Consider the following 20742-nt stretch of genomic DNA (forward strand, 5'->3'; position numbering starts at 1 on the left):
TCTAGTGCTTGAGCGGTAAAGACAGATGCCCGCGCAGCGTATCTGTCTGATAATCTGTGCGGAACAAGCCGCGTTTTTGCAGAACCGGTACCACCTGCTCGACAAAATCCTCAATCGAGGAAGGCAATGACGGCGGCATCAGGTTGAAACCATCCGCCCCTTCATTGCGCCACCACAATTCCATCTGGTCAGCAATTCCCTCAGGAGTGCCGACAATTGTGCAATGTCCGCCACCTGCTGCCAAACGCCCGAGCAATTGCCGCAATGTCGGCTGTTCTGTTTCAATAATCCGCAGGATTGTTGCATAGCGCCCTTTCGGCCCCGTGAAGTCCTCCAGCGGCGGCAAAGCTGGCACCGGAGCATCCAGTTCCCAGCCGGAGCAATCCTGCCCGATAAACATCCCAAGCTGGCGAAGGGAATCTCCTGTCGGCAACAGCTCGTCGAGTTCCCGCTGCTTGGCTTTCGCCTCTGCCTGCGTGGAAGCCACATAAGTCACCAGACCCGGCATCACCGGAATGCCCTTCTCCCGCCCAACAAGTTTTGCACGGCGCTGAATATCACGGTAATAATCCTGCGCGGCTGGCAGATCATAAGCCACGGCATAAATCGCCTCGGCTTTTGTCGCGGCCAATGCCCTGCCCTGATCCGATGCGCCGGCCTGAAACAGAACCGGATGTCCCTGCGGCGGACGCGGAATGGTCAGCGGCCCCTGCGTCGAGAAATGCTCGCCTTTATGGTGGATGGCGCGCAAACCATCCTTGCGCGCATAATCACCGGAGCGGTCACAGGTAATCGTATCCGCATCCCATGAATCCCAAAGTTTCTGCACCGCTTCGATAAACTCTGCCGCACGACCATAGCGCCATTCATGGGGCGGCATGTTCTCATAGCCATGATTGCGCGCCTCGCTGTCAAACATGGATGTCACCACATTCCAGCCGATGCGCCCTTTCGACAGATGATCCAATGAAGCCAGCGTACGCGCCGCATGAAACGGCGTGGTGAAAGTGCTGGAAACCGTGCTTATAAGACCGATTTTTTCCGTGACCTGTGCCAATGCTGCCAGCAAAGTCAGCGGGTCAAAATAGCTGCGCGGCCCGTCCGCAATATTATCGATCGCATGCCAGTCGGCGAAGAAAATCGCATCAAATTTACCGCGCTCGGCAATCTGCGCCAGATTGGTGTAATAGCTGATATCACTGAGTTGCTCGACCGCCGATTGCGGATGCCGCCATGCGGCACGGTGATGCCCGCAACCGAAAATAAACAGATTAAGGTGCATTTCCCGCATCAGTTTTTCACCAAACCGCCGTCCACAACCAGATTTTGTCCGGTCACGGAACGCGCCCATGGCGAGGCAAAGAACAATGCTGTATCAGCAAATTCCGCAGGCGTGGTTACGCGGCGCAGCGGCGTGGCAGAGGCGATATAATCAAACACTGCCTCCGGTGTTGCAGCAGACGCATCGGTGGTGCGCAGCAAGCCGCCGGACAACATATTGACGGTGATATTCTTCTCACCCAGATCCTGCGCCAAAGTGCGGGTCAGTGACAGCAAAGCGGCTTTAGCCGCCGTGTAATCATGGTACGGCACAACCGGATTTTGAAACAGGTTGGTGCCAATATTGATGATACGGCCAAAACCGGCCAGTTGCATACCAGCCAGAGCGGCCTGCGTGGTATTGAGCGCCCCGCGCACAATCCCTTCCATCTGCTGGTTCATCTGCTCCCAGCTAATCACATCCGCATGCGCACGGGCATCACCATTAAAACTGAAAGCCGGCAAAGCATTATTGACGACAGTTGTTACCGGCATACCAAAATGCTGCTGCGCCTTGGCAAACAGTGCCTGCACGGCAGCAACATCAGTGACGTCGGCCTGAACAGCCAGTGTCTTTTCCGGTGCAAGAGCAGTCAGTTCCACTGCTGCATCCGCACTGGTATGATAATTAATCACAACACGCGCGCCCTCGCGCAGAAAGGCTTTAACGAGATCGCGCCCCAGACCGCGCGCGCCGCCGGTGACAAGAACGAGCTGCTGGTGAAGTGGCAGATTAACTGGATCAGACATATAAATTCCCTCGCCTAAAAGAATACGGACGGCCAAGGGAATAAGGGCTTACACCGCATAAAATACGGTTGGGCACACAGACATCCCTTCGCCAGTATGAGCTGGATCAGGTTCAACGGGTTTAAAATCTCAGCCCTGTAAAACAGGACACCCCGTGTCATTCACGCAATGCTCTAGCAAGTTTAATAGCTGCGGACAAGCCTCCGTGGTTGTTCTGACGGATCAAGCCGGATAAGAAACCCTATGTCTGAAAATAACACTGCCCCTTCATCCGACCGGTTCTGGCTCAGTATCATTGCAACAACGCTCTATGCGGTGTTGCTATACATCCTCATATGGCTGATACGTGAAGGCAGCGGCATGGCCTTTATCACCGGCCTGATCCTGATGCCGATGGCCATTACCAGCCTGCTGATTATTCAGATTGACCCGCAAGGCACAGGCAGCATCCGCAAACATATGAAAACCGCCATGCTCTGCATGCTCGGCTTTATCCTCATCTCGATGATTATCTTCGGTGAGGCCGGTATCTGTGTGGCCATGGCCGCGCCGTTTCTCTTCGCAGGCACAGCGCTTGGTGTTTATGTTACCATGCGGCTCTTACGTAATTATCAGGCTAAGCGCAGTGTTACATTTGTGATCGCCCTGCCTTTTCTCGCTCTGCCGCTGGAAAATCAGATTGAATATCAGGATCATTTTAGCTCAGTCACAACCGTGATTGAAATCAATGCCCCTGCTGATGTGATCTGGAACAATACTCTGGAAATCCCTGATATCCGCCCCGATGAACTGGGCATGACTTTCAGCCACAGCATTGTCGGCGTGCCGAAACCCGAAGATGCGCGGATTACCGGTTCCGGTGTGGGTGCCGTGCGTCATTTGAAATGGGGCAAAGGTGTTAATTTTGAAGAAATTATCACCGGCTGGCAGGAAAACCGCTATCTGCGCTGGGATTTCCGTTTCAGCGACACCTCAATCCCGAAAGCTGTTGAAGCGCATATCAGCGTCAATAGTGACTATCTGGGCTTGGACTATGGTGAATATCTGCTGGAGCCGATTGATGAAAACCGCACGCGTCTGACACTAAAAACCCAATACCGGATTGCAACGCCGATCAATATTTACTGCGATTGGTGGGGACAGATTTTCCTCAATGATTTCCATTCCATTGTGCTGAATGTCATTAAGGAACGCTCGGAAAGCGCAGTTCAGGCTTGAAAGTGCGGCGGATTATAAACCCGCCGCAGTTTTAAACTTTAAATCATCGCTTCGATCAGGAACGGGCCTTTGCATTTGCTGGCCGCGGCAAACAAATCAGCAAATTGTTCAGCCGTTGTAGCGCGTGCGCCTTCAACACCGACACCTTTGGCAAGGCTCACCCAATCAATCGTCGGCTCAACCAGATCGAACATGCGCTGCGCATTGCGTCCCGGTGCACCGGCACCAACATTCTGCAATTCACCATGCAGGATGGCATAACGCTGATTGGCGAAAATGATGGTGATGATATTCAGGTTTTCGCGGGCATGTGTCCACAGTGCCTGCATCGTATACATACCGCTGCCATCGGCCTGCAAAGCTACGACCTGACGATCCGGACAGGCTACTGCCGCACCGGTTGCCAGCGGCAGGCCGATACCGATTGCACCACCGGTCAGCTGCAGAAAATCATGCGGCGCTGAATTATGCGTCAGCCCGAACATTTCACGACCCGATGTAATGGATTCATCAACGATAATCGCATTTTCCGGCAGGAGTGACGCAACAATCGCGCTGATTTTATCATCATCAAGCGCGCCGGTCGGCATCACTTTCTCACCACGCTGATTGAGCAATGGTGTGACAGATGCCGGAATGTTCATTTCATCGGCCAGCGCCTGCAATGCATAGAGCTGGTCGTCGGCTTCACCGGCATAATCAACCACAGCGCAGCCTTCCGGCAGGAAAGTGCTTGGTTTGCCCGGATAGGCAAAGAAGGCGACCGGAATTTTTGCGCCGAGCAGCACAACCTGTTCGATGCCGACCAGATCGGCCAGTGCATCATCCACGCGATAAAGCACACGATTAACAGCAACGCGCCCTGCACCGCGCTCAATACGGCCATTGGATTGCTGTGCCTGAATGCGCGCACCGGACACTTGCGCAATACGACTGGCGATTTCCAGCGCATTGGCACGCAGTGCAAGATTACCGAGCAGGATGAGTGTGCGTTTACCATTGCGTAGCGCCTGAGCTGCTTCTCGCACGGCCTCCGCATCAACTTTACGACGCTCGGGACGGGTCAAAGGCTGCACAATCTGCTGCGGTGCTTCAGTCCATGCGGTATTGGCAGGCAGGATCAGCGTTGCCACCTGTCCCGGTGCATTGCAGGCAGCGGCATAGGCTTCAGCGGTATCTGCAGAAATATCATCTGCGGATTTTGAAGTCTTCACCCAGCCGGAAACCGGACGCGCCAGCGATTCAATATCACTGGTCAGCGGTGCATCATATTTCAGATGATAGGTTGCATGATCGCCGACAATATTCACAATCGGCGTTTTTGCACGTTTCGCATTGTGCAGATTGGCAACGCCATTACCAAGACCGGAACCCAGATGCAGCAAAGTCGCTGCCGGTTTATCCGCCATACGGCCATAGCCGTCCGCAGCACCCGTTACCACGCCTTCAAACAGACCCAGCACGCAGCGCATCTGCGGCTTGCGATCCAGCGCAGCCACAAAATGCATTTCTGATGTGCCCGGATTGGCAAAACAGACATCGATCCCATGCGCCAGCAGGGTGTCGCAAAGGCTATCAGCACCGTTCATTTCTCACTCCCATTATGCTTGCTCTCACAGTCTAGAGATCACGCGTTTCCTCCATGCGCCATCACTGTGAGCCGCAACAGCTATACCCGGCTTTGCGCTCATGTCGCAAGCTTTGCGCAAAACTATTCCATTTGCCTATCAGTGTTTCGGAATAATTTTATGCACAAGCATCATGTTTCAATAAATTTAATAAAATCAGTTATTTAAAATTCAATATGACATGTTTTTAAATGCAGGCAGGCCAATCACAAATTTTTGGTTGCACAATATGGCGACTTCATAAAAAATCACCTGCGAAACAGAGCCTCTATTTTACATTTTATCTGTCTGTCTAATACTTTAGGATGATTAAGGCTCTTTTTGTACATTAAATGTCTTGGTGATGTTAATCGGGGATTGTTCTGAACCACCGGCTTACAGCAAGATATTATACGGGCGGTCACAGTCACAACCGGGAGAGTTGATGGCTGAAGAAGAGCCGCCCATAAGTGAAATATGGAGGATTTCATGGGTTATTTGGGTAAAAAATCACTTTTATCAGCCTTTGCAGCGGTCACACTGACATTTGCCGCAGCTGAAGCAAATGCACAGAATTTCATCAATATTCTGACCGGCGGCACAAGCGGTGTTTATTACCCGATGGGTGTTGCCCTTGAAAAAATCTATTCCGGTATTCCTGATGCCCGTCCGTCTGTGCAGGCAACCAAAGCCTCGATTGAGAATATCAATCTGATCAATAGCGGCCGTGGCGAAATCGCTTTTACACTCGGCGATTCCCTGCGCGATGCGTGGGAAGGCAATGAAGAAGCCGGCTTTAAAAAGAAGCTGGAAAATATCAGCACAATGGCCGCGATTTACCCGAACTATGTGCAGATCGTTGCTTCCAAGGAATCTGGTATTAAAACGCTGGCGGATCTGAAGGGCAAACGCCTGTCCGTCGGTGCGCCGAAATCCGGCACCGAGCTGAATGCGAAAACCATTCTCGGCGCTGCCGGTCTTTCCTACAGCGATCTCGGTAAAGTTGAATATCTGCCATTTGCGGAATCCGTGGAACTGATGAAAAACCGTCAGCTGGACGCTACTTTGCAGTCCTCCGGCCTTGGCGTTGCATCGCTGCGCGATCTTGCCAATGCGGTTGAGATCAATGTGGTGGAAGTGCCTGCCGATATTATTGAAAAAATCGGTGCGCCATATCAGGTCAACACTATTCCGGCCAATACCTATACCGGTCAGGACAAAGACGTGACCACGGCATCGGTCATCAATTATCTGATCGTGCGTCCGGATATGGATGAAGAACTGGTCTATCAAATGACCAAAGGTCTGTTTGAAAATCTGGATCAGCTGACTGCAGCTCATTCCGCAGCCAAAATGATCAAACTCGACAAGAGCACGATCGTATCGCCAACCCCGATCCATCCGGGTGCGATGCGCTATTACAAAGAAAAAGGCATTGAATAATCACGCCTGAAGCGGATTTTAAGGCTGCATATTCTGTATTTTGCAGAATATGCAGCCTTTTCTGACCGCCTGTTCCTGTCATTTTTTGCGGTTTTAAATTTATGTCATCTTCAGAAAACAATGCGGTTGAATCGGCCGAGCATATTCCGGGTTGGGGTGTCAGCACCGGCGCCAAAATATTGTTTGGCATTGCCGTTGCTTTCTCCGTTTTCCAGCTCTGGACTGCGGCCTATTCACCTCTACCAAGTCAGGTTGTCCGCTCCGTTCACGTCGGCTTTTTGCTGCTGCTGCTGTTTGGCCTTTATGCCAATGCAGCTCCGCGCGGTTCATTTAAAAAATTGCTGATGTGGTCAACTGCCATTCTGGCTTTTGCCGTCAGCTTCTATCACTGGGTTTTCTATAATGATCTGATCCTGCGTGCCGGTGAGCCGGAAATGCAGGATATTGTGATCGGTGTGCTTGCTGTTGCTCTGGTGTTCTGGGCGGGGCAGCGCATGATGGGCTGGACACTGCCGCTGATCTGTCTGATCTTTCTGGCCTATGGTCTGTTCGGCCAGTATCTGCCCTCGCCGCTCAACCACCGCGGCTATGATTTTGAACAGGTCGTTGAAGTGCTGTTTCTGGGAACAGAAGGTATTTACGGCACGCCGATTTACGTTTCATCCAGCTATATTTTCCTGTTTATTCTGTTCGGCGCGTTTCTTGAACGCGCGGGCATGATCCAGCTGTTCAATGATGTGGCGATGGGCTCTGTCGGCTCGTCGCGCGGTGGCCCTGCCAAAGTTTCGGTAATCTCTTCCGCATTGATGGGCACAATCAACGGTTCCGGCGTGGCCAATGTTGTAACCACCGGTGCTTTCACCATTCCGCTGATGAAACGCTCCGGCTTCAAGCCTGCTTTTGCCGGTGGCGTGGAAGCCGTTGCCTCGATGGGTGGCCAGATTATGCCGCCGGTAATGGGCGCTGTCGCCTTCATCATGGCGGAAACGCTGGGTCTGCCTTATCTCGAAATCGTCAAGGCAGCGATTGTACCGGCAGTGCTCTATTTCATCACCGTTTTCATTATGGTGCATCTGGAAGCCGGACGTCTTGGTCTGAAAGGTCTGTCAAAGGCTGAATTGCCAAGTGCACTCGGTGCTTTGCGCAAGCACTGGTATCTGATCCTGCCGCTTGTGGCACTGGTCTGGCTACTGTTCTCCGGCTATACGCCGCTCTTCGCCGGAACCGTGGGTATGGGACTGACCGCACTGATTATTCTCGGCGTGCCGGTCTCTGCCAATATGCCAATGGCAGTACGCGTGCTGTTCTGGGTTGCACTGGGTCTGATGTCCGCAGCAGCCTTCGGCACCAGCTTTAATATTCTGGGACAGGAAATTCGCGGCATCACGCTGATCCTGTTGCTGATTGCCGCATTGGTACTGGTTAACTTCACCATTCGCGGTGGCCGCGAGACTTTGCGCCTTTGCCTTGAAAGCCTTGCAGAGGGTGCAAAAAATGCTTTGCCTGTTGGTATCGCCTGTGCGCTTGTCGGTGTGATTATCGGCGTGCTGGCACTCACCGGTGCCGGATCAAGCTTTGCGCGTGTGATTGTGAGTGTGGGTGAAAACTCCCTGTTCCTGTCGCTCGTGCTGACCATGATTACCTGCCTGATCCTCGGCATGGGTATCCCGACAATTCCGAACTATATCATCACCTCATCCATTGCAGGCCCCGCTTTGCTGATGCTGGATGTGCCGCTGCTGGTGTCGCATATGTTCGTGTTTTACTTCGGGATCATGGCCGATCTGACGCCACCGGTTGCACTGGCTGCATTTGCCGCTGCGCCGATTGCGAAAGAGTCCGGCATGAAAATCGGGATGCAGGCCGTGCGTATTGCGGTTGCCGGTTTTGCCGTACCGTTTATGGCGGTTTATGCACCGGTTATCATGTTACAGGATGGCGGCCCGCTGGCGGAAAGTATGGGCTTCTGGCCTGCTGTTGCCTATATGATCGGCAAAGCTCTGCTCAGCATTGTAATGTGGGGTGCAGCAGCGATTGGTTACTTGCGCGGACACCTGAAAATCTGGGAACGCGTCTGGGCATTTGCAGCAGCCGCAATGATGCTGGCAACCTATCCGCTCAGCGATGAGATCGGCTTTACTGCCTGTATGGCCTTCCTGCTGTGGCACTGGTGGAATACCAGAGAGCCACAGATGAAAGCCGCCTGATGGCACTCTGTGCACTATCCGCAGCCGGTGTGCTGCGGATAGCGACCACATCTTTCATGCTGCAATGGACACATAGTGTCGAGAAAATACCCTGGCAGGAAGACTGGCAGGTCACACCGGCGGGTTTTGTGCTCACAGAAGCCCGAGTACAAGGCTCCGGTGCAGGCATGGAACCACCGGAAGGCGCTGTGTTACGGGATGGATGGTATCATTATGTGCCGAAAATCCCGCCGCGTCAGGAACTGGTTCTGGCAGCCTCCGGTGAGACGGTCAGCGGCTGGAAGCTCTGCGCAAATGGTCAGTGCCACGAGCTTGGCACGACAGCAGAACAGCCGATTAAAATCACACAATGCCAATAAAAAACGCCCGATACCATCTCCGGTATCGGGCGTTTTTTTGAACATTCTCAGATTAGTTCAGGCCGAGCTTGCCGCGCAATGTCGACAGGTCTTCCGCCAGCGTGTTCACTGCAATGGAGAGCACTTTGCGGTCTGCTTCAGTCAGCTTGTCATAGCTCTGATAGCCTTCGCCTTCCTTGTATTTATCAAGGGTCTGGGAAACAGTGTTGAAGTTTTCATCCACTTTCTTGGTGAATTCCGCTTCTTTCGCTTCGATCAGCGGACGAACCAGATCGAAAATTTTGCGGGAACCGTCAAAATTGCCTTTGAAATCCCAAAGATCTGTATGGCTGTAACGGTCTTCTTCCCCGGAAATTTTGGTGGCTGCCACTTCTTCCATCAGCACTGCCGCACCACCGACAACTTTTTCCGGCGGGAAAGTCAGATCAGCAATACGCTTGTTCAGCTCGCTCACATCAGCCATCAGCTTGTCAGCAACCGGCGTCAGCTCTTCGGTCGAGTTCTTTTCCCACAGACCATATTCAATACGGTGGAAGCCTGTGAAACCCGGATCCTGCTCCGCTTTTTCCCAGTCGTCAGCGCGGCTGTCAATTGCCACGTCCAGATCGCTGAACAGTTCTGCAATCGGTTCAATGGCTTCATAGCTCAGGCGGGTTGGCGCAAAAAGGGACTTTGCCTTTTCCACGTCACCGGCTTTCACAGCATCGGTAAAGACCTTGGTGTCTTCTTCCAGCTTCTGCACTTTTTCACTGACATAGATTTTATATTCTGCCAGCGGCTCAACGAGGTCATAGGTGGTATCCTGCGCAAAAGCCTGAAAGGACAGGCAGGAGGCAAGTACCGAGGCGGCAAGTAAAGATCCAAACTTCATTACAGACGTCCTTCTGATACGCTTCATGTTTTTAGTGTTGCAGCCGTTCATACAAACGGTTGTGGGTTAAACCTTGTTATCCGGATGGTTGCGGATTGCCTCAACCAGAGTGCTGCCGAGATAATCCTTCTCGTCCACCGCACCCGGTAAAATATAAAAATATCCGCCGCCGACCGGCTTGATATATTCTTCCAGCGGCTCGCCATCGAGTTTGCGCTGCACGGCAATAAAGCCCTGCTCCAAATCGGCCTGATAGCAGATGAAAAGCAGCCCCTGATCGAGCTGACCAGACTTGGTAACACCATTGGAATAATTGAACGGACGGCGCAGAATGAGATTTTTCTGCGTGGCATGGCTGCGGTCATTGGCAAGACGGATATGCGCATCCATCGGCGTAACCTTGCCCTCAGGATCTTTGGAATAATCCGGCACCTGACTTTCCTTCGTGCCATCCATCGGCGCACCGGACATTTTTTTACGTCCGAAAATCAGTTCCTGCTCCTGTAAAGGCGTGCGATCCCAACGCTCCACAAAATTACGGATAATACGCACCGCCTGATAGGAACCATTGGCTGCCCAATCCGGCTCCTGATGGGTTTCCCCTACCCAGACCAACTGGTTCATCAATGCACTGTCACCGGCATCAGGATTGGCAGAACCATCGCGGAAGCCTAAGAAATTGCGTGCGCTTTCAACCTCACCGGAAGGCGAAGGCGGGATCACCGGCACATTGCCTTCCTGTTTCCAGCGCAGGAAAACCAGATCAGACATGGTTTTGAGAATATCACGCAAAGCGTGAATATTGGTATCCGGCGTATTCGCGCAAAATTGCAGCGACAGATCGCCGTGGCAGAGATCAGCCACCAGTGCATCATTCGGGAACTTGGTCATGCGCTGCAAAAGCTTCGGCTTATGGGCTTTTAGCCACGGATGATGCTCAAACAGACTATCGCCAAGACCTACCGTAATCGTCAGGTTATCCGGCCGGATTTCAGGGCCGATAATACCGGAATCCGCAGGCGGCAGTTTCGGATCAAGCTCCGGCGGTGTGCCGCCCTGCGTGAGAAAAACTATGCGCTGCGTTAAAGTACGAAACAACCGCTCCAGATCATCCGGTGTTTTCACCAGCACATCGAAAGACGCAACCAGACCATGGGCAGGTCGCGCATTAGTAATGCCGGACTGATGGATGCCGTAAAAAGGTTGACGTTGATGAAAACCATTGCTGCCGACCGGCGCATCAGTCACATGATGCTCAACCGGAGCCGATGAAGCTTGCGCATAACCTGCAGTCCCCGCAGTCATTGTGCTGCCTAAGGCCAGCCCCAATCCTTTGAGGACATTACGGCGGTTTGCAGTGAGCTTATTCTCTTCCTTTTTCATCACTTACTCCAATCCGATTGCAGACATCAGTGCGGTGATTTTCTGGCTGAGTGTTTTCACTTTTTCCGCCAAAGCGCGGCGGGCTGCGTCATCAATTTCCGCATAGGAACGCTCAGGATTCCCTGCCGATAAGGTCGTTAGTTCCTGTCGCACATCCTGTAAGGCAGACAGCGCATTTTGTGTCTCACCCGCTGCCGGTTTTTCACTGAGCGGTTTCAGCAAAGTGAGAATTTTTTCCGCGCCGTCGAGTTTTGCCGTCAGGTCAGCCAGATCAAGATGCGAATAGGCATTATCACCGGCAATAACGGCACCTTCAGCCTGCTGGTTCAGATAGGTTGCAAGACTGCGCAGCAGCATATCCGGTGTCAGTTTCGTGGTTTTCAGGCGCTCTTTCAGCTCTGTCAGATCAGTTGCCAACTTACTGGCAAAAGCCTCCAGTCCTGCGGTATTGTTCTGCGCCCACAGACCATATTCAATACGGTGGAAACCGGTAAATGCGTGGTCTTCCTCGCGTTTTTCCAGATAATTTGCGAGAGGATCAATCTTAGACGCCAGATCGGAGAAACGGCCGGAAAGCACATCTGTGCGTTCATAGGCATCACGCGCCTGCGAGAAAGCTGCGCGTGCTGCCTGCACATCGCCTGCAGCAATTGCTGCTTGCAATGCCTGCGTATTTTTAAGCGCCGCATTGCTCTGCATAACCAGAAACACTTTATATTCCGAGAGCATACCGATGAAAGCGCGGGTATCCGGCTTGGCAACAGCAGTCTGCGCAGAATGTTCGGACGGCGTTACCGTCAATTTGCCGCGCGGATTGGAAAGCAGACCGCAGGTAATCTCATACTCACCGGGCAGCAACTGCGCACGCAGCACGGATTTCATGCCGGGGATAATATTTTCACGCTCTTCTACGACCATCACACCGTCGAGAATTTCCCACTCAACAGGGCGGTCGGAACGGTTGTGAATTTCAAAACTGTGAAAGCCGGACGGCAAAGTCAGGTTCATCGGATCGCAGGCTTTGGCACCAACCTCAATCGGGATTAGCTTTTCATTACCTGTCGTGTTTTTCGTGATGGTTGCATAATAAAACAACCCGCCTGCAGCCACTGCCAAAACAGCGGAACCGGCAACAGCCAGTTTCATAAGGCCTGATGAAGGTGCGGATGGATTCTTACTCATCATAGCCTCTTACGCAGCAGCGGTTTTTTGTGCAGGTACCGGCCGCAGATAAATGGCCAGTGCCGCAAACAGGAAGATAAAATAGGCAATCACTTCGCCAATCGCCGGTGTATCGTGATAGCCGAGCAAGCCGGACAGCAATGTGCCGAGCGGTGTAGACAGCGGCAGCACATGGCTCAAATCCCATGCAGGTGTCTGCAAATAATTCCAGATGCCAGCCTCATGCAGGCTGCGAAGTGAGCCGGACAATAAACCGGCAGCAACAAAAATAATCAGAATACCTGTCCAGCGGAAAAACAGCCGCAAATTCAGGCGCAACCCGCCCTGATAAATCAACATGCCGAGCACGACAGAAACAGCTACCCCCAGAAAAGCACCAAGTGGCGCCGCATAGCCTTCGCTCTGCTGAAAAATCGCCAGCAGGAAGAACACGGATTCCAGCCCCTCACGTGCCACAGCAAAAAACACCATGCCAATCAGTGCCCAAGTAGCTGATTTCGCGGCAAGTGCATGTTCAACGGAATGCTGCAATTCATCTTTGAGGGAGCGTGCGGCTTTCTTCATCCACAACACCATCGACATCAGCACGATCACCGCGACAAAGCCGACAATGGCCTCGAACAATTCCTGCATTTTTTGCGGAAATTCAGCGCTGATGATCTGCAAGGCAGCGCCCGCCAAAAAAGACAGCGCAATGGCCAGAAATATGCCGATCCAGACGGCAGGCATATAGGATGAGCGTCCGGTCTTGTTCAGATAAGACGCAATAATACTGGTGAGAAGAGCAGCTTCCAGCCCCTCACGCAACATAATCAGAAACGGTGCCAACATCGGCTTGCTCTCAGTGTCGTTTAAACAAATGCAAGCCGGAAAAGCCTGCGCAACAATGAAAATGCCCGGCCGGAACGATCACTAATTCAGTAAAAGCAGAGGTCTAAGCAAAGACAGTTAAACATGTGAATTAAAGTCACCTTTTACACGAAACCGTTATTTCCGACAACGCAAAAACATGGGAGCGGGCAGATTTTTCTAAAAACCCGAAGACCGGCAGAAAATCTCTATCCCTTTTTAAAAACTCATAAAAATACAATCATCATACTGATGCCGCCTGTTTACCTGCAAAAGAGTAGCCGTTTTTACCGACACCATGGCCTTAAAAACTAAAAAGCCTGCACCGGTGATTCCGGTGCAGGCTCCTGCTTGTAATAGCTTGCCAGATCAGAAGTCGAACAACTCGCCCAGCAGCGATTTCTTTTTACGATATGGCTTGCCATGGCCGTAATCATCATGATCACGACGGTCACGGTCATAATCGCGATCACGGTCATGACCGCGGCTGTCGGAGCGGTGATCATCCTTGCTCGCTGTGCGCACAGGTTCTGCAGGAACTGAGCGCTCAATAATCTTGTCCAGCTCACCACGATCCAGCCATACACCACGGCATTTCGGGCAATAGTCGATTTCAATTCCCTGCCGGTCAGACATGACAAGCTCGGTATTATCGATAGGGCAAAGCATTATTAAGGGCCTCCTGATTGGTCAGGATTTGCACTTGGGTTGCGAATTGTGGTTTTTCAAGTGCGAGACCACAGTTTTATCTCTGCCCGCCCATATTTCATCTCATCAGACAAATTCCGCTTAATCCATTGACGGAACGATACTTTTGATAATCGTGCGGTCAAGTTCTTCATACTGGTTCAGCCCGATTGCATCATAAAGCTCCGCACGGGTCTGCATTTCATCAACCATGGCTTTGGTGGCGCCATCACGCTTGATCGTGGCATAGAGTTTTTCCTGCGCTTTATTGGCGACACGCAGAGAGGACACCGGCCAGATCACCATTTTATAACCCATCTCCTCAAATTCCTGCGCGGTGAAGAAAGGTGTACGGCCAAACTCGGTCATATTGGCCAGCAGTGGCACGCCGGGCATACGTCTGGCAAATTCACGGAACATTTCAGCCGTGTTCAGCGCTTCCGGGAAAATCGCATCGGCACCAGCTTCCATATAAAGCTTGGCACGTGCCACAGCACCGTCCATGCCTTCACTGGCAGCGGCATCGGTACGGGCAATCAGATATAAATGACGGCGTGCTTTGGCAGCAGCAGCCACTTTTGCGGCCATATCCTCAGCACCGGCCAGTTTTTTATCATTCAGATGGCCGCATTTTTTCGGCAGCAACTGATCTTCAATATGCACAGCGGCAGCGCCTGCATCTTCAAATGTGCGCACCATATGCATCACATTGAGCGCCTCGCCATAACCCGTATCACCATCGACCACGAGCGGCAAACCACTGGAGCGGGCAATCTGACGAATGAAAAAAGCCACTTCATCAACCGTAATAATACCAAGATCCGGCAAACCCATTGAAGCCGTCATAGCTGCGCCGGAGAGGTAAAGCCCCTCAAAACCGGCATTGCGCGCCTGAATGGCCGCCATACCATTATGCGCACCCGGCAATTGCACAATGCCGGGTCTGTTCATCAAGTCACGAAACCGCTCACCGGCGGCTTTGGTTGGCAGATCAGATGCAGATAAATAAGGCATAATACTCACTCAGGCTGTCTCAGTTAAATAGTCTTAGGAGTGGATGCGGATCGTTCATCAATCGGCACAAAAGTCAGATTGTCAGGGCCGATATAATTCGCGGACGGACGGATGATTTTATTGTCGATACGCTGTTCGATAATATGCGCCGCCCAGCCGGAGGTGCGGGCAATCACAAAAAGCGGCGTAAACATTGCGGTCGGCACACCGAGAATATGGTAAGAAACCGCGCTGAACCAATCGAGGTTCGGGAACATTTTCTTGTTGTCCATCATCACTGTTTCAATACGCTCGGCAATGTCGAACATTTTGGTTGTGCCGGCTTCTTCCGACAGTTCCAGCGCGACTTTTTTAATGATCTCATTACGCGGATCGGCAATCGTATAGACCGGATGACCGAAACCGATCACCACCTGTTTCTGCTCCAGCTGGCGCAGAATATCGGCCCCCGCTTCATCAGGATCGGCATAACGCTGCTGAATTTCCAGCGCTACTTCATTGGCACCGCCATGTTTAGGCCCGCGCAGCGCACCAATGGCTCCGGCAATGCAGGAATAGACATCAGAGCCAGTTCCCGCGATGGTACGCGCCGTGAAAGTGGACGCGTTAAACTCATGCTCAGCATAGAGGATCAACGAGATATTCATCGCCCGCACGGCTGCCGGTGTTGGTTCTTTGCCGTGGAGAACACGCAGGAAATGCCCGCCGATTGTGTCATCATCAGTTTCCAGTTCCACCCTGCGGCCATGATGGGCAAAGTGATACCAGTAGAGCAGCATGGAACCGAGGGAAGCCATCAGCCGGTCAGCAATATCTTTGGCACCCGCTTGCGGATGGCCGCTGACTTCCGGCAGCACACAGCCGAGGACGGAAACGCCGGTACGCATCACATCCATCGGGTGGCTGGCGGCTGGCAGCAATTCGAGCGCGGCCTTCACATTGGTCGGCAAACCGCGCATCGCTTTGAGCTTTTGCTGATAGGCAATCAATTCGCGTTTGGTCGGCAGCGTGCCATGCACCAGAAGATGCGCGACTTCTTCAAAATCGCATTGCAAGGCGAGATCATGAATATCGAAGCCGCGATAATGCAGATCATTACCGCTGCGCCCCACGGTACAAAGGGCAGTATTACCGGCAACCACGCCGGACAAAGCCACGGATTTCTTTTTTGGCGGTGTCACCGGTGCATTTGTTTCACTTTCTGCAATGCTCATCATTCTCTCCCTTGGTTACAAAGCACTATCTCCGATCCCTCCCGGATCATCGCGGAGACTATGCCTGCAACTCAGATTGTGCGTTGCGGATAACGGGTGCCATCAAATGCGGCACCCGCAGAGACCCACTCAACTCTGCCAGTCGAAAATACCATGCGCTTTGCCCGGTTCGCATTTGCCCGGCAGCGCTGTGATATTGAGACCGGCCAGTTCATCAGCTGTGAGATCAGTCAGGCGTTCAACGGTTTTGATAAAACGATCTTGCTCTTGCTCGCTGATAATACCCTCAGCCAGTGTGCGGAATTTTCGGACATAATCCGGCCGTTTGAACGGGCGGGCACCCAACGGATGCGCATCGGCCAGCGCCAGTTCATCTTCGATCACCGAACCATCCTGCATGGTAATCACCACACGGGCACCAAAGGCTTTTTCATTCGGATCATGACTGTGATAGCGCTTTGTCCATGCCGGATCTTCCACCGTGCTAACCTTGTGCCACAGCGCAACTGTCTCCGGACGTTTGGCACGCTCCGGTGCATAGGAATGTTCATGGTGCCATGTGCCGTCTTCCAGTGCGACTGCAAAAATATACATGATCGAATGGTCAAGCGTTTCACGGCTGGCATTCGGATCCATTTTCTGCGGATCATTGGCACCGGTACCAATCACATAATGAGTATGATGGCTGGTATGCAGCACAATGCTGGCAATCTTAGAGAAATCCCTAACACTTGAACGCATACGCCGTGCCAAATCGATCAGCGCCTGACTCTGATACTCAGCCGAATGTTCTTTCGTATAAGTATCCATGATCGCACGTTTGCGCTCACCGATTTCCGGCACCGGCACAAAATATTCAGCCTTCGGGCCGCCAAGCAGCCATGCGATGAAACCGTCTTCACCTTCCCATGCAGGAGACGGCGCACCCTCACCGCGCATGATACGGTCAACGGCTTCCACTGCCATTTTACCGGCGAAAGCAGGCGCATAGGCTTTCCAGCTGGAAATCTCGCCTTTACGCGACTGACGTGTGGTGGTTGTGGTGTGCAGACCCTGCTGAATAGCCTGATAAATCTGCTCAGTGCTCAGGCCAAGCATGGTGCCGATTCCGGCCGCAGCCGAAGGTCCCAAATGGGCAATATGGTCGATCTTAAATTCGTGCAGACAGATGCCTTTCACGAGATTGACCTGAATTTCATAACCGGTAGCAATACCGCGTGCCAGCGCAGAACCGTTGAGCCCACAATGCTGCGCAACCGCCAGCATCGACGGAATATTATCCGCCGGATGGGAATAATCGGCTGCGAGAAATGTATCGTGAAAGTCCAGTTCGCGTACCGCAACACCATTCGCCCATGCTGCCCATTCCGGTGACACGCGCTGATCCGCAGGCAACCCGAACACTGTGGCACCGCGCTTATAAGGATGAGCAAGTGCCTGCATTCTTGCGCTGACAACCGGACGGCGCATCAGTGATGCCGCCGCCACAGACGCATTGTCGATGATACGGTTGCCGATCATTTCAACAACATCATCGTCCAGCGGCACATCATCGGCGGCCATGGCGGCAAATTTCCATGCCAGCTGATCTTCACGCGCCAGATGTTCTGCAGATTTATAGGTACGCACTTTATGGAGTTTCACAGAAAAATCCCTCTCTGTCTTAGCCAAAGACTATGACAACCCGTTTCTGCCGTCCTCCGACAGCAGTGAATTGTGTAACTTGCGAAGCCGAATGCACTCTGTAAACCAACTATACAGCGGCAAATCTTTGCGCCTATGGTTGAAAAAGCGAAGTGACGGCGGTGATTTTTTGTGAAATTGTGAAACTTGCGAAGTCGTCACAGTTTCGCAAACCGCATGCAAATAAAAGGAATGACGAGAACAGCGTTGATCTGAAAGGTCGGGAGGGCCTGAAGAATGCGTAAGACTTTTGTTGGCATAAAATTGAGAAAACTACGGGAAGAGCGTCAGCTCACCCAGATGTCTCTGGCGAAAAGCCTAGGGATTTCTTTGAGTTATCTCAACCAGATCGAGAATAATCAGCGCCCGCTGACCGTACAGGTTTTGTTACGGCTCAATGAGGTCTTCGGCATAGATGTTCAGCTTTTTTCTGAAGCCGATGAGGCGCGGCTGTTCAGCGATCTGCGCGAAGTTTTTGCCGATCCGCGCCTGAATGAGCAACTCGGCAAAACTGAAATCCGCGAACTTGCCGCCAATATGCCCGCTGTCGGACGGCTGATTGTGGAAATGCATAAACAGCTTGGCGAGGCGCAGGAGCAATCTGCATATCTTGCAAACCAGCTTGGCAATGACCGCTCCGCCGATCTGCCGGTGATGCTCTCCACACCCTATGAGGAAGTGCGCGAATATTTCTATGCACACCGCAATTATATTCCGGAACTCGACCATGAAGGTGAGGCGCTGAGCCACAAACTCGGTCTTCCTGTCGGCAAAATGAAACATGCGCTGGCAGAGCGGCTGATGCAAATGCACGGCGTGCGGCTGGTTGAACAATCAGGGCCCGACAGTTCAGACAAGGTTCGTCATTACGACAGCAGCACCCGCCTGCTCTCTCTCTCCCCGCGTCTTGATGAAGGCCAGCAGGCCTTTCAGCTGGCAACGCAAATCGCCTTTATGGAACAGAAACATCTGCTGGATCAGTTATTGGAAAAGACGGCATTTTCCAGCCCTGAAGCACGGGTGCTGGCGCGGATCGGACTTGCCAATTATTTCGCCGGTGCCGTGCTGATGCCCTATATGCATTTTCTGCAAAGTGCAGAACAATTACGCTATGATATTGAATTACTTGGGCAAAAATATGCCGTGAGTTTCGAAACCATTTGCCACCGGCTCAGCACTTTGCAACGGCCGGAGGCACGCGGCGTGCCGTTTTTCTTCATCCGCGTGGATCGTGCGGGCAATATTTCCAAGCGCCAGTCGGCGACCGATTTTCACTTTTCACGCTTTGGCGGCACATGCCCGCTGTGGAATATTTATGCGGCTTTTTCTTCACCGGATCGTATCCTGACCCAGCAGGCCGAAATGCCGGACGGCCGCACTTATTTCTGGATTGCCAAAATGATCCGCCACCGGCAAGGCGGTTATAAAGCGCCTTCAAAAAGCTTTGCCATTGCACTGGGTTGTGATCTGCATCATGCCGACCGGCTGGTCTATTCCAAAGGTATGATCCTTGATGATCCGGCGGCACGCACACCGATCGGCGCAGGATGTAAAATCTGCGAACGGCAAAAATGCCCGCAACGTGCGTTCCCGCCGCTCTATTCCACAATACAGGTTGATGAGGCGCAGACGAATTTTGCTCCTTATATGACCGCCTGAGAAGTGATTGCCTCCCGTCAGGGCACTGAATTCAAAGGAGTTTTTTCTTATTATACTAAAGTATAATGTGGTTTCTATCTATATCAGAAAGGTTGACAAGTCGCGCCGGTCTTTTCATGTTCACTGCAGAGGATATTCCAGAGGGAGAGAGAATATGAAATTTGGCAAAAATTTTCGCCGCTTTATGGCCGCAGCTGTTTTGGGAACGGCAGCACTCGGCGTAACCATTGCAACTGCACAATCACCTTCGTTTTTCCGTATCGGCACCGGCGGTACCGCAGGCACTTATTATCCGATCGGCGGATTGATCGCCAATGCGATCTCCGGCAATGGCGATCAGGGCGTTCCGGGTCTGGTGGCAACCGCAGTCTCTTCCAACGGTTCTGTCGCCAATATTAATGCAGTACAAAGCGGTGGTCTTGAAGCCGGTTTTACCCAGTCTGACGTCGCCTATTGGGCCTATACCGGCACCGGCCTTTATGAAGGCAAAGGCAAGGTGGAAGATCTGCGTCTGATCGCAACACTCTATCCAGAAACCGTGCATCTGGTTGCCCGTAAAGATGCAGGCATCAAATCTGTTGCTGATCTCAAAGGCAAACGCGTCTCACTTGATGAGCCGGGTTCCGGTACCATTGTCGATGCCCGTATTGTACTTGGTGCCTATGGCATGACTGAAAAAGACGTGAAGGCCGAGTATCTGAAACCGGGTCCTGCCGGTGACCGCCTGAAAGACGGCGCGCTGGATGCCTATTTCTTCGTTGGCGGCTACCCGACCGGTGCGATTTCCGAACTCGCCAGCACCAATGGTATTTCTCTGGTTCCGATTGAAGGACCGGAAATGGAGAAAATCCTCAAAGAATACAGCTTCTTCGCCAAGGATACTGTACCGGCCGATACTTATAAAGATGTCGGTGCAACCGATACAATTTCCGTTGCCGCCCAGATGGTGACAAGCGCGAAACAGTCCGATGAACTGGTCTATAACATCACCAAGACCATGTGGAATGATGCAACCCGCAAGGCGCTTGATGCCGGCCATGCGAAGGGTAAAATGATTACCCTGCAGAATGCAGTGACCAGCCTTGGTATTCCGCTGCATCCGGGTGCTGAACGCTTCTACAAAGAAGCCGGCCTGCTGAAATAAAAAATCGTTTATCCTGCACCAGACTCTCATAAAGTCCGGTGCAGGATTTTCTCACAGGTTTACAATACGCATTTTGACGGGCGAGTGCGTCCGGCTGCTACAGTCAGCCGTGAACGCCAGCGCCTTTAGCCATATTTTCAGGAAATTTCCCC

The 20742-nt window shown here is 52.3% G+C and carries 17 protein-coding genes and 1 riboswitch; of the genes, 6 read left to right on the forward strand and 11 right to left on the reverse strand.

Annotated elements, in window-relative coordinates; all coding sequences use genetic code 11:
- Window position 1 precedes the first annotated feature (1 nt).
- Complete coding sequence (locus tag F7P81_RS11785; protein ID WP_210246218.1) at window positions 2-1282, reverse strand: LLM class flavin-dependent oxidoreductase; 1281 nt, start codon at window positions 1280-1282, stop codon at window positions 2-4.
- Between the two features lie 8 nt (window positions 1283-1290).
- Window positions 1291-2070: a 3-oxoacyl-ACP reductase gene (locus F7P81_RS11790; RefSeq protein ID WP_151159653.1), complete on the reverse strand. Its 780-nt coding sequence runs from the start codon at window positions 2068-2070 to the stop codon at window positions 1291-1293.
- Window positions 2071-2136: 66 nt separating this feature from the next.
- Window positions 2137-2235: riboswitch (TPP riboswitch) on the reverse strand.
- Window positions 2236-2313: 78 nt separating this feature from the next.
- Between F7P81_RS11790 and F7P81_RS11795 the strand changes: the two genes are divergently transcribed.
- The gene (locus F7P81_RS11795; RefSeq protein ID WP_210307630.1) at window positions 2314-3288 is read left to right on the forward strand and encodes an SRPBCC family protein; all 975 of its coding nucleotides are present in this window, start codon (window positions 2314-2316) and stop codon (window positions 3286-3288) included.
- Between the two features lie 38 nt (window positions 3289-3326).
- On the opposite strand, the gene F7P81_RS11800 is transcribed toward F7P81_RS11795, so the two are convergent.
- Window positions 3327-4877 (reverse strand): acetolactate synthase large subunit, encoded by a 1551-nt coding sequence (locus F7P81_RS11800; RefSeq protein WP_151159655.1) that lies wholly within the window; start codon window positions 4875-4877, stop codon window positions 3327-3329.
- A 507-nt stretch (window positions 4878-5384) separates the two neighbouring features.
- On the opposite strand from F7P81_RS11800, the gene F7P81_RS11805 reads away from it, so the two are divergent.
- From F7P81_RS11805 to F7P81_RS11815, 3 genes are all read left to right on the forward strand, one after another.
- The gene (locus tag F7P81_RS11805; RefSeq protein WP_028233887.1) at window positions 5385-6338 is read left to right on the forward strand and encodes a TAXI family TRAP transporter solute-binding subunit; all 954 of its coding nucleotides are present in this window, start codon (window positions 5385-5387) and stop codon (window positions 6336-6338) included.
- Between the two features lie 101 nt (window positions 6339-6439).
- On the forward strand, window positions 6440-8545 hold the full coding sequence (locus F7P81_RS11810; protein ID WP_151159656.1) for a TRAP transporter permease: 2106 nt from the start codon (window positions 6440-6442) through the stop codon (window positions 8543-8545).
- Window positions 8545-8904: a DUF1850 domain-containing protein gene (locus tag F7P81_RS11815; protein ID WP_151159657.1), complete on the forward strand. Its 360-nt coding sequence runs from the start codon at window positions 8545-8547 to the stop codon at window positions 8902-8904. The genes F7P81_RS11810 and F7P81_RS11815 overlap by 1 nt, the downstream gene beginning before the upstream one ends.
- Before the next feature lie 52 nt (window positions 8905-8956).
- Here F7P81_RS11815 and efeO (F7P81_RS11820) read toward each other — a convergent pair whose 3' ends face one another.
- From efeO (F7P81_RS11820) to F7P81_RS11855, 8 genes are all read right to left on the reverse strand, one after another.
- A complete protein-coding gene (gene efeO / locus F7P81_RS11820; protein WP_022712012.1) occupies window positions 8957-9775 on the reverse strand; it encodes an iron uptake system protein EfeO in 819 nt (272 codons plus the stop codon).
- A gap of 66 nt (window positions 9776-9841) precedes the next feature.
- Complete coding sequence (gene efeB / locus F7P81_RS11825) at window positions 9842-11158, reverse strand: iron uptake transporter deferrochelatase/peroxidase subunit (RefSeq protein ID WP_151159658.1); 1317 nt, start codon at window positions 11156-11158, stop codon at window positions 9842-9844.
- A 3-nt stretch (window positions 11159-11161) separates the two neighbouring features.
- Window positions 11162-12340: an iron uptake system protein EfeO gene (gene efeO / locus F7P81_RS11830; RefSeq protein ID WP_170265268.1), complete on the reverse strand. Its 1179-nt coding sequence runs from the start codon at window positions 12338-12340 to the stop codon at window positions 11162-11164.
- Window positions 12341-12349: 9 nt separating this feature from the next.
- On the reverse strand, window positions 12350-13171 hold the full coding sequence (gene efeU / locus F7P81_RS11835) for an iron uptake transporter permease EfeU (RefSeq protein WP_151159660.1): 822 nt from the start codon (window positions 13169-13171) through the stop codon (window positions 12350-12352).
- A 387-nt stretch (window positions 13172-13558) separates the two neighbouring features.
- Window positions 13559-13858 carry a TFIIB-type zinc ribbon-containing protein gene (locus tag F7P81_RS11840; RefSeq protein ID WP_075656552.1) on the reverse strand — a complete coding sequence of 100 codons (300 nt, stop codon included), beginning with the start codon at window positions 13856-13858 and terminating at the stop codon, window positions 13559-13561.
- A 120-nt stretch (window positions 13859-13978) separates the two neighbouring features.
- Window positions 13979-14890, reverse strand: a complete 912-nt coding sequence (prpB, locus tag F7P81_RS11845; RefSeq protein WP_151159661.1) for a methylisocitrate lyase — start codon at window positions 14888-14890, stop codon at window positions 13979-13981.
- 23 nt (window positions 14891-14913) lie between these two features.
- On the reverse strand, window positions 14914-16104 hold the full coding sequence (gene prpC, locus F7P81_RS11850) for a bifunctional 2-methylcitrate synthase/citrate synthase (RefSeq protein ID WP_151159662.1): 1191 nt from the start codon (window positions 16102-16104) through the stop codon (window positions 14914-14916).
- 129 nt (window positions 16105-16233) lie between these two features.
- Window positions 16234-17748: an MmgE/PrpD family protein gene (locus F7P81_RS11855; protein ID WP_151159663.1), complete on the reverse strand. Its 1515-nt coding sequence runs from the start codon at window positions 17746-17748 to the stop codon at window positions 16234-16236.
- A gap of 276 nt (window positions 17749-18024) precedes the next feature.
- On the opposite strand from F7P81_RS11855, the gene F7P81_RS11860 reads away from it, so the two are divergent.
- Together F7P81_RS11860 and F7P81_RS11865 are read left to right on the forward strand one after the other, a co-directional pair.
- Window positions 18025-19446, forward strand: coding sequence for a short-chain fatty acyl-CoA regulator family protein (locus F7P81_RS11860; protein WP_022712004.1), 1422 nt, complete (start codon window positions 18025-18027; stop codon window positions 19444-19446).
- 154 nt (window positions 19447-19600) lie between these two features.
- Complete coding sequence (locus F7P81_RS11865) at window positions 19601-20590, forward strand: TAXI family TRAP transporter solute-binding subunit (RefSeq protein ID WP_075656542.1); 990 nt, start codon at window positions 19601-19603, stop codon at window positions 20588-20590.
- Window positions 20591-20742: the final 152 nt, after the last annotated feature.

Origin of the sequence: Pseudochrobactrum saccharolyticum, from assembly GCF_008801715.1 — a bacterium.
GTDB lineage: Bacteria > Pseudomonadota > Alphaproteobacteria > Rhizobiales > Rhizobiaceae > Pseudochrobactrum > Pseudochrobactrum saccharolyticum.

Bases quoted from the DNA above. Each gene is read 5' to 3' on its own strand.
- F7P81_RS11785 (WP_210246218.1), bottom strand. From the start codon at position 1,282: ATGCACCTTAATCTGTTTATTTTCGGTTGCGGGCATCACCGTGCCGCA.
- F7P81_RS11790 (WP_151159653.1), bottom strand. From the start codon at position 2,070: ATGTCTGATCCAGTTAATCTGCCACTTCACCAGCAGCTCGTTCTTGTC.
- F7P81_RS11795 (WP_210307630.1), top strand. From the start codon at position 2,314: ATGTCTGAAAATAACACTGCCCCTTCATCCGACCGGTTCTGGCTCAGT.
- F7P81_RS11800 (WP_151159655.1), bottom strand. From the start codon at position 4,877: ATGAACGGTGCTGATAGCCTTTGCGACACCCTGCTGGCGCATGGGATC.
- F7P81_RS11805 (WP_028233887.1), top strand. From the start codon at position 5,385: ATGGGTTATTTGGGTAAAAAATCACTTTTATCAGCCTTTGCAGCGGTC.
- F7P81_RS11810 (WP_151159656.1), top strand. From the start codon at position 6,440: ATGTCATCTTCAGAAAACAATGCGGTTGAATCGGCCGAGCATATTCCG.
- F7P81_RS11815 (WP_151159657.1), top strand. From the start codon at position 8,545: ATGGCACTCTGTGCACTATCCGCAGCCGGTGTGCTGCGGATAGCGACC.
- efeO (WP_022712012.1), bottom strand. From the start codon at position 9,775: ATGAAGTTTGGATCTTTACTTGCCGCCTCGGTACTTGCCTCCTGCCTG.
- efeB (WP_151159658.1), bottom strand. From the start codon at position 11,158: ATGAAAAAGGAAGAGAATAAGCTCACTGCAAACCGCCGTAATGTCCTC.
- efeO (WP_170265268.1), bottom strand. From the start codon at position 12,340: ATGAGTAAGAATCCATCCGCACCTTCATCAGGCCTTATGAAACTGGCT.
- efeU (WP_151159660.1), bottom strand. From the start codon at position 13,171: ATGTTGGCACCGTTTCTGATTATGTTGCGTGAGGGGCTGGAAGCTGCT.
- F7P81_RS11840 (WP_075656552.1), bottom strand. From the start codon at position 13,858: ATGCTTTGCCCTATCGATAATACCGAGCTTGTCATGTCTGACCGGCAG.
- prpB (WP_151159661.1), bottom strand. From the start codon at position 14,890: ATGCCTTATTTATCTGCATCTGATCTGCCAACCAAAGCCGCCGGTGAG.
- prpC (WP_151159662.1), bottom strand. From the start codon at position 16,104: ATGAGCATTGCAGAAAGTGAAACAAATGCACCGGTGACACCGCCAAAA.
- F7P81_RS11860 (WP_022712004.1), top strand. From the start codon at position 18,025: ATGCGTAAGACTTTTGTTGGCATAAAATTGAGAAAACTACGGGAAGAG.
- F7P81_RS11865 (WP_075656542.1), top strand. From the start codon at position 19,601: ATGAAATTTGGCAAAAATTTTCGCCGCTTTATGGCCGCAGCTGTTTTG.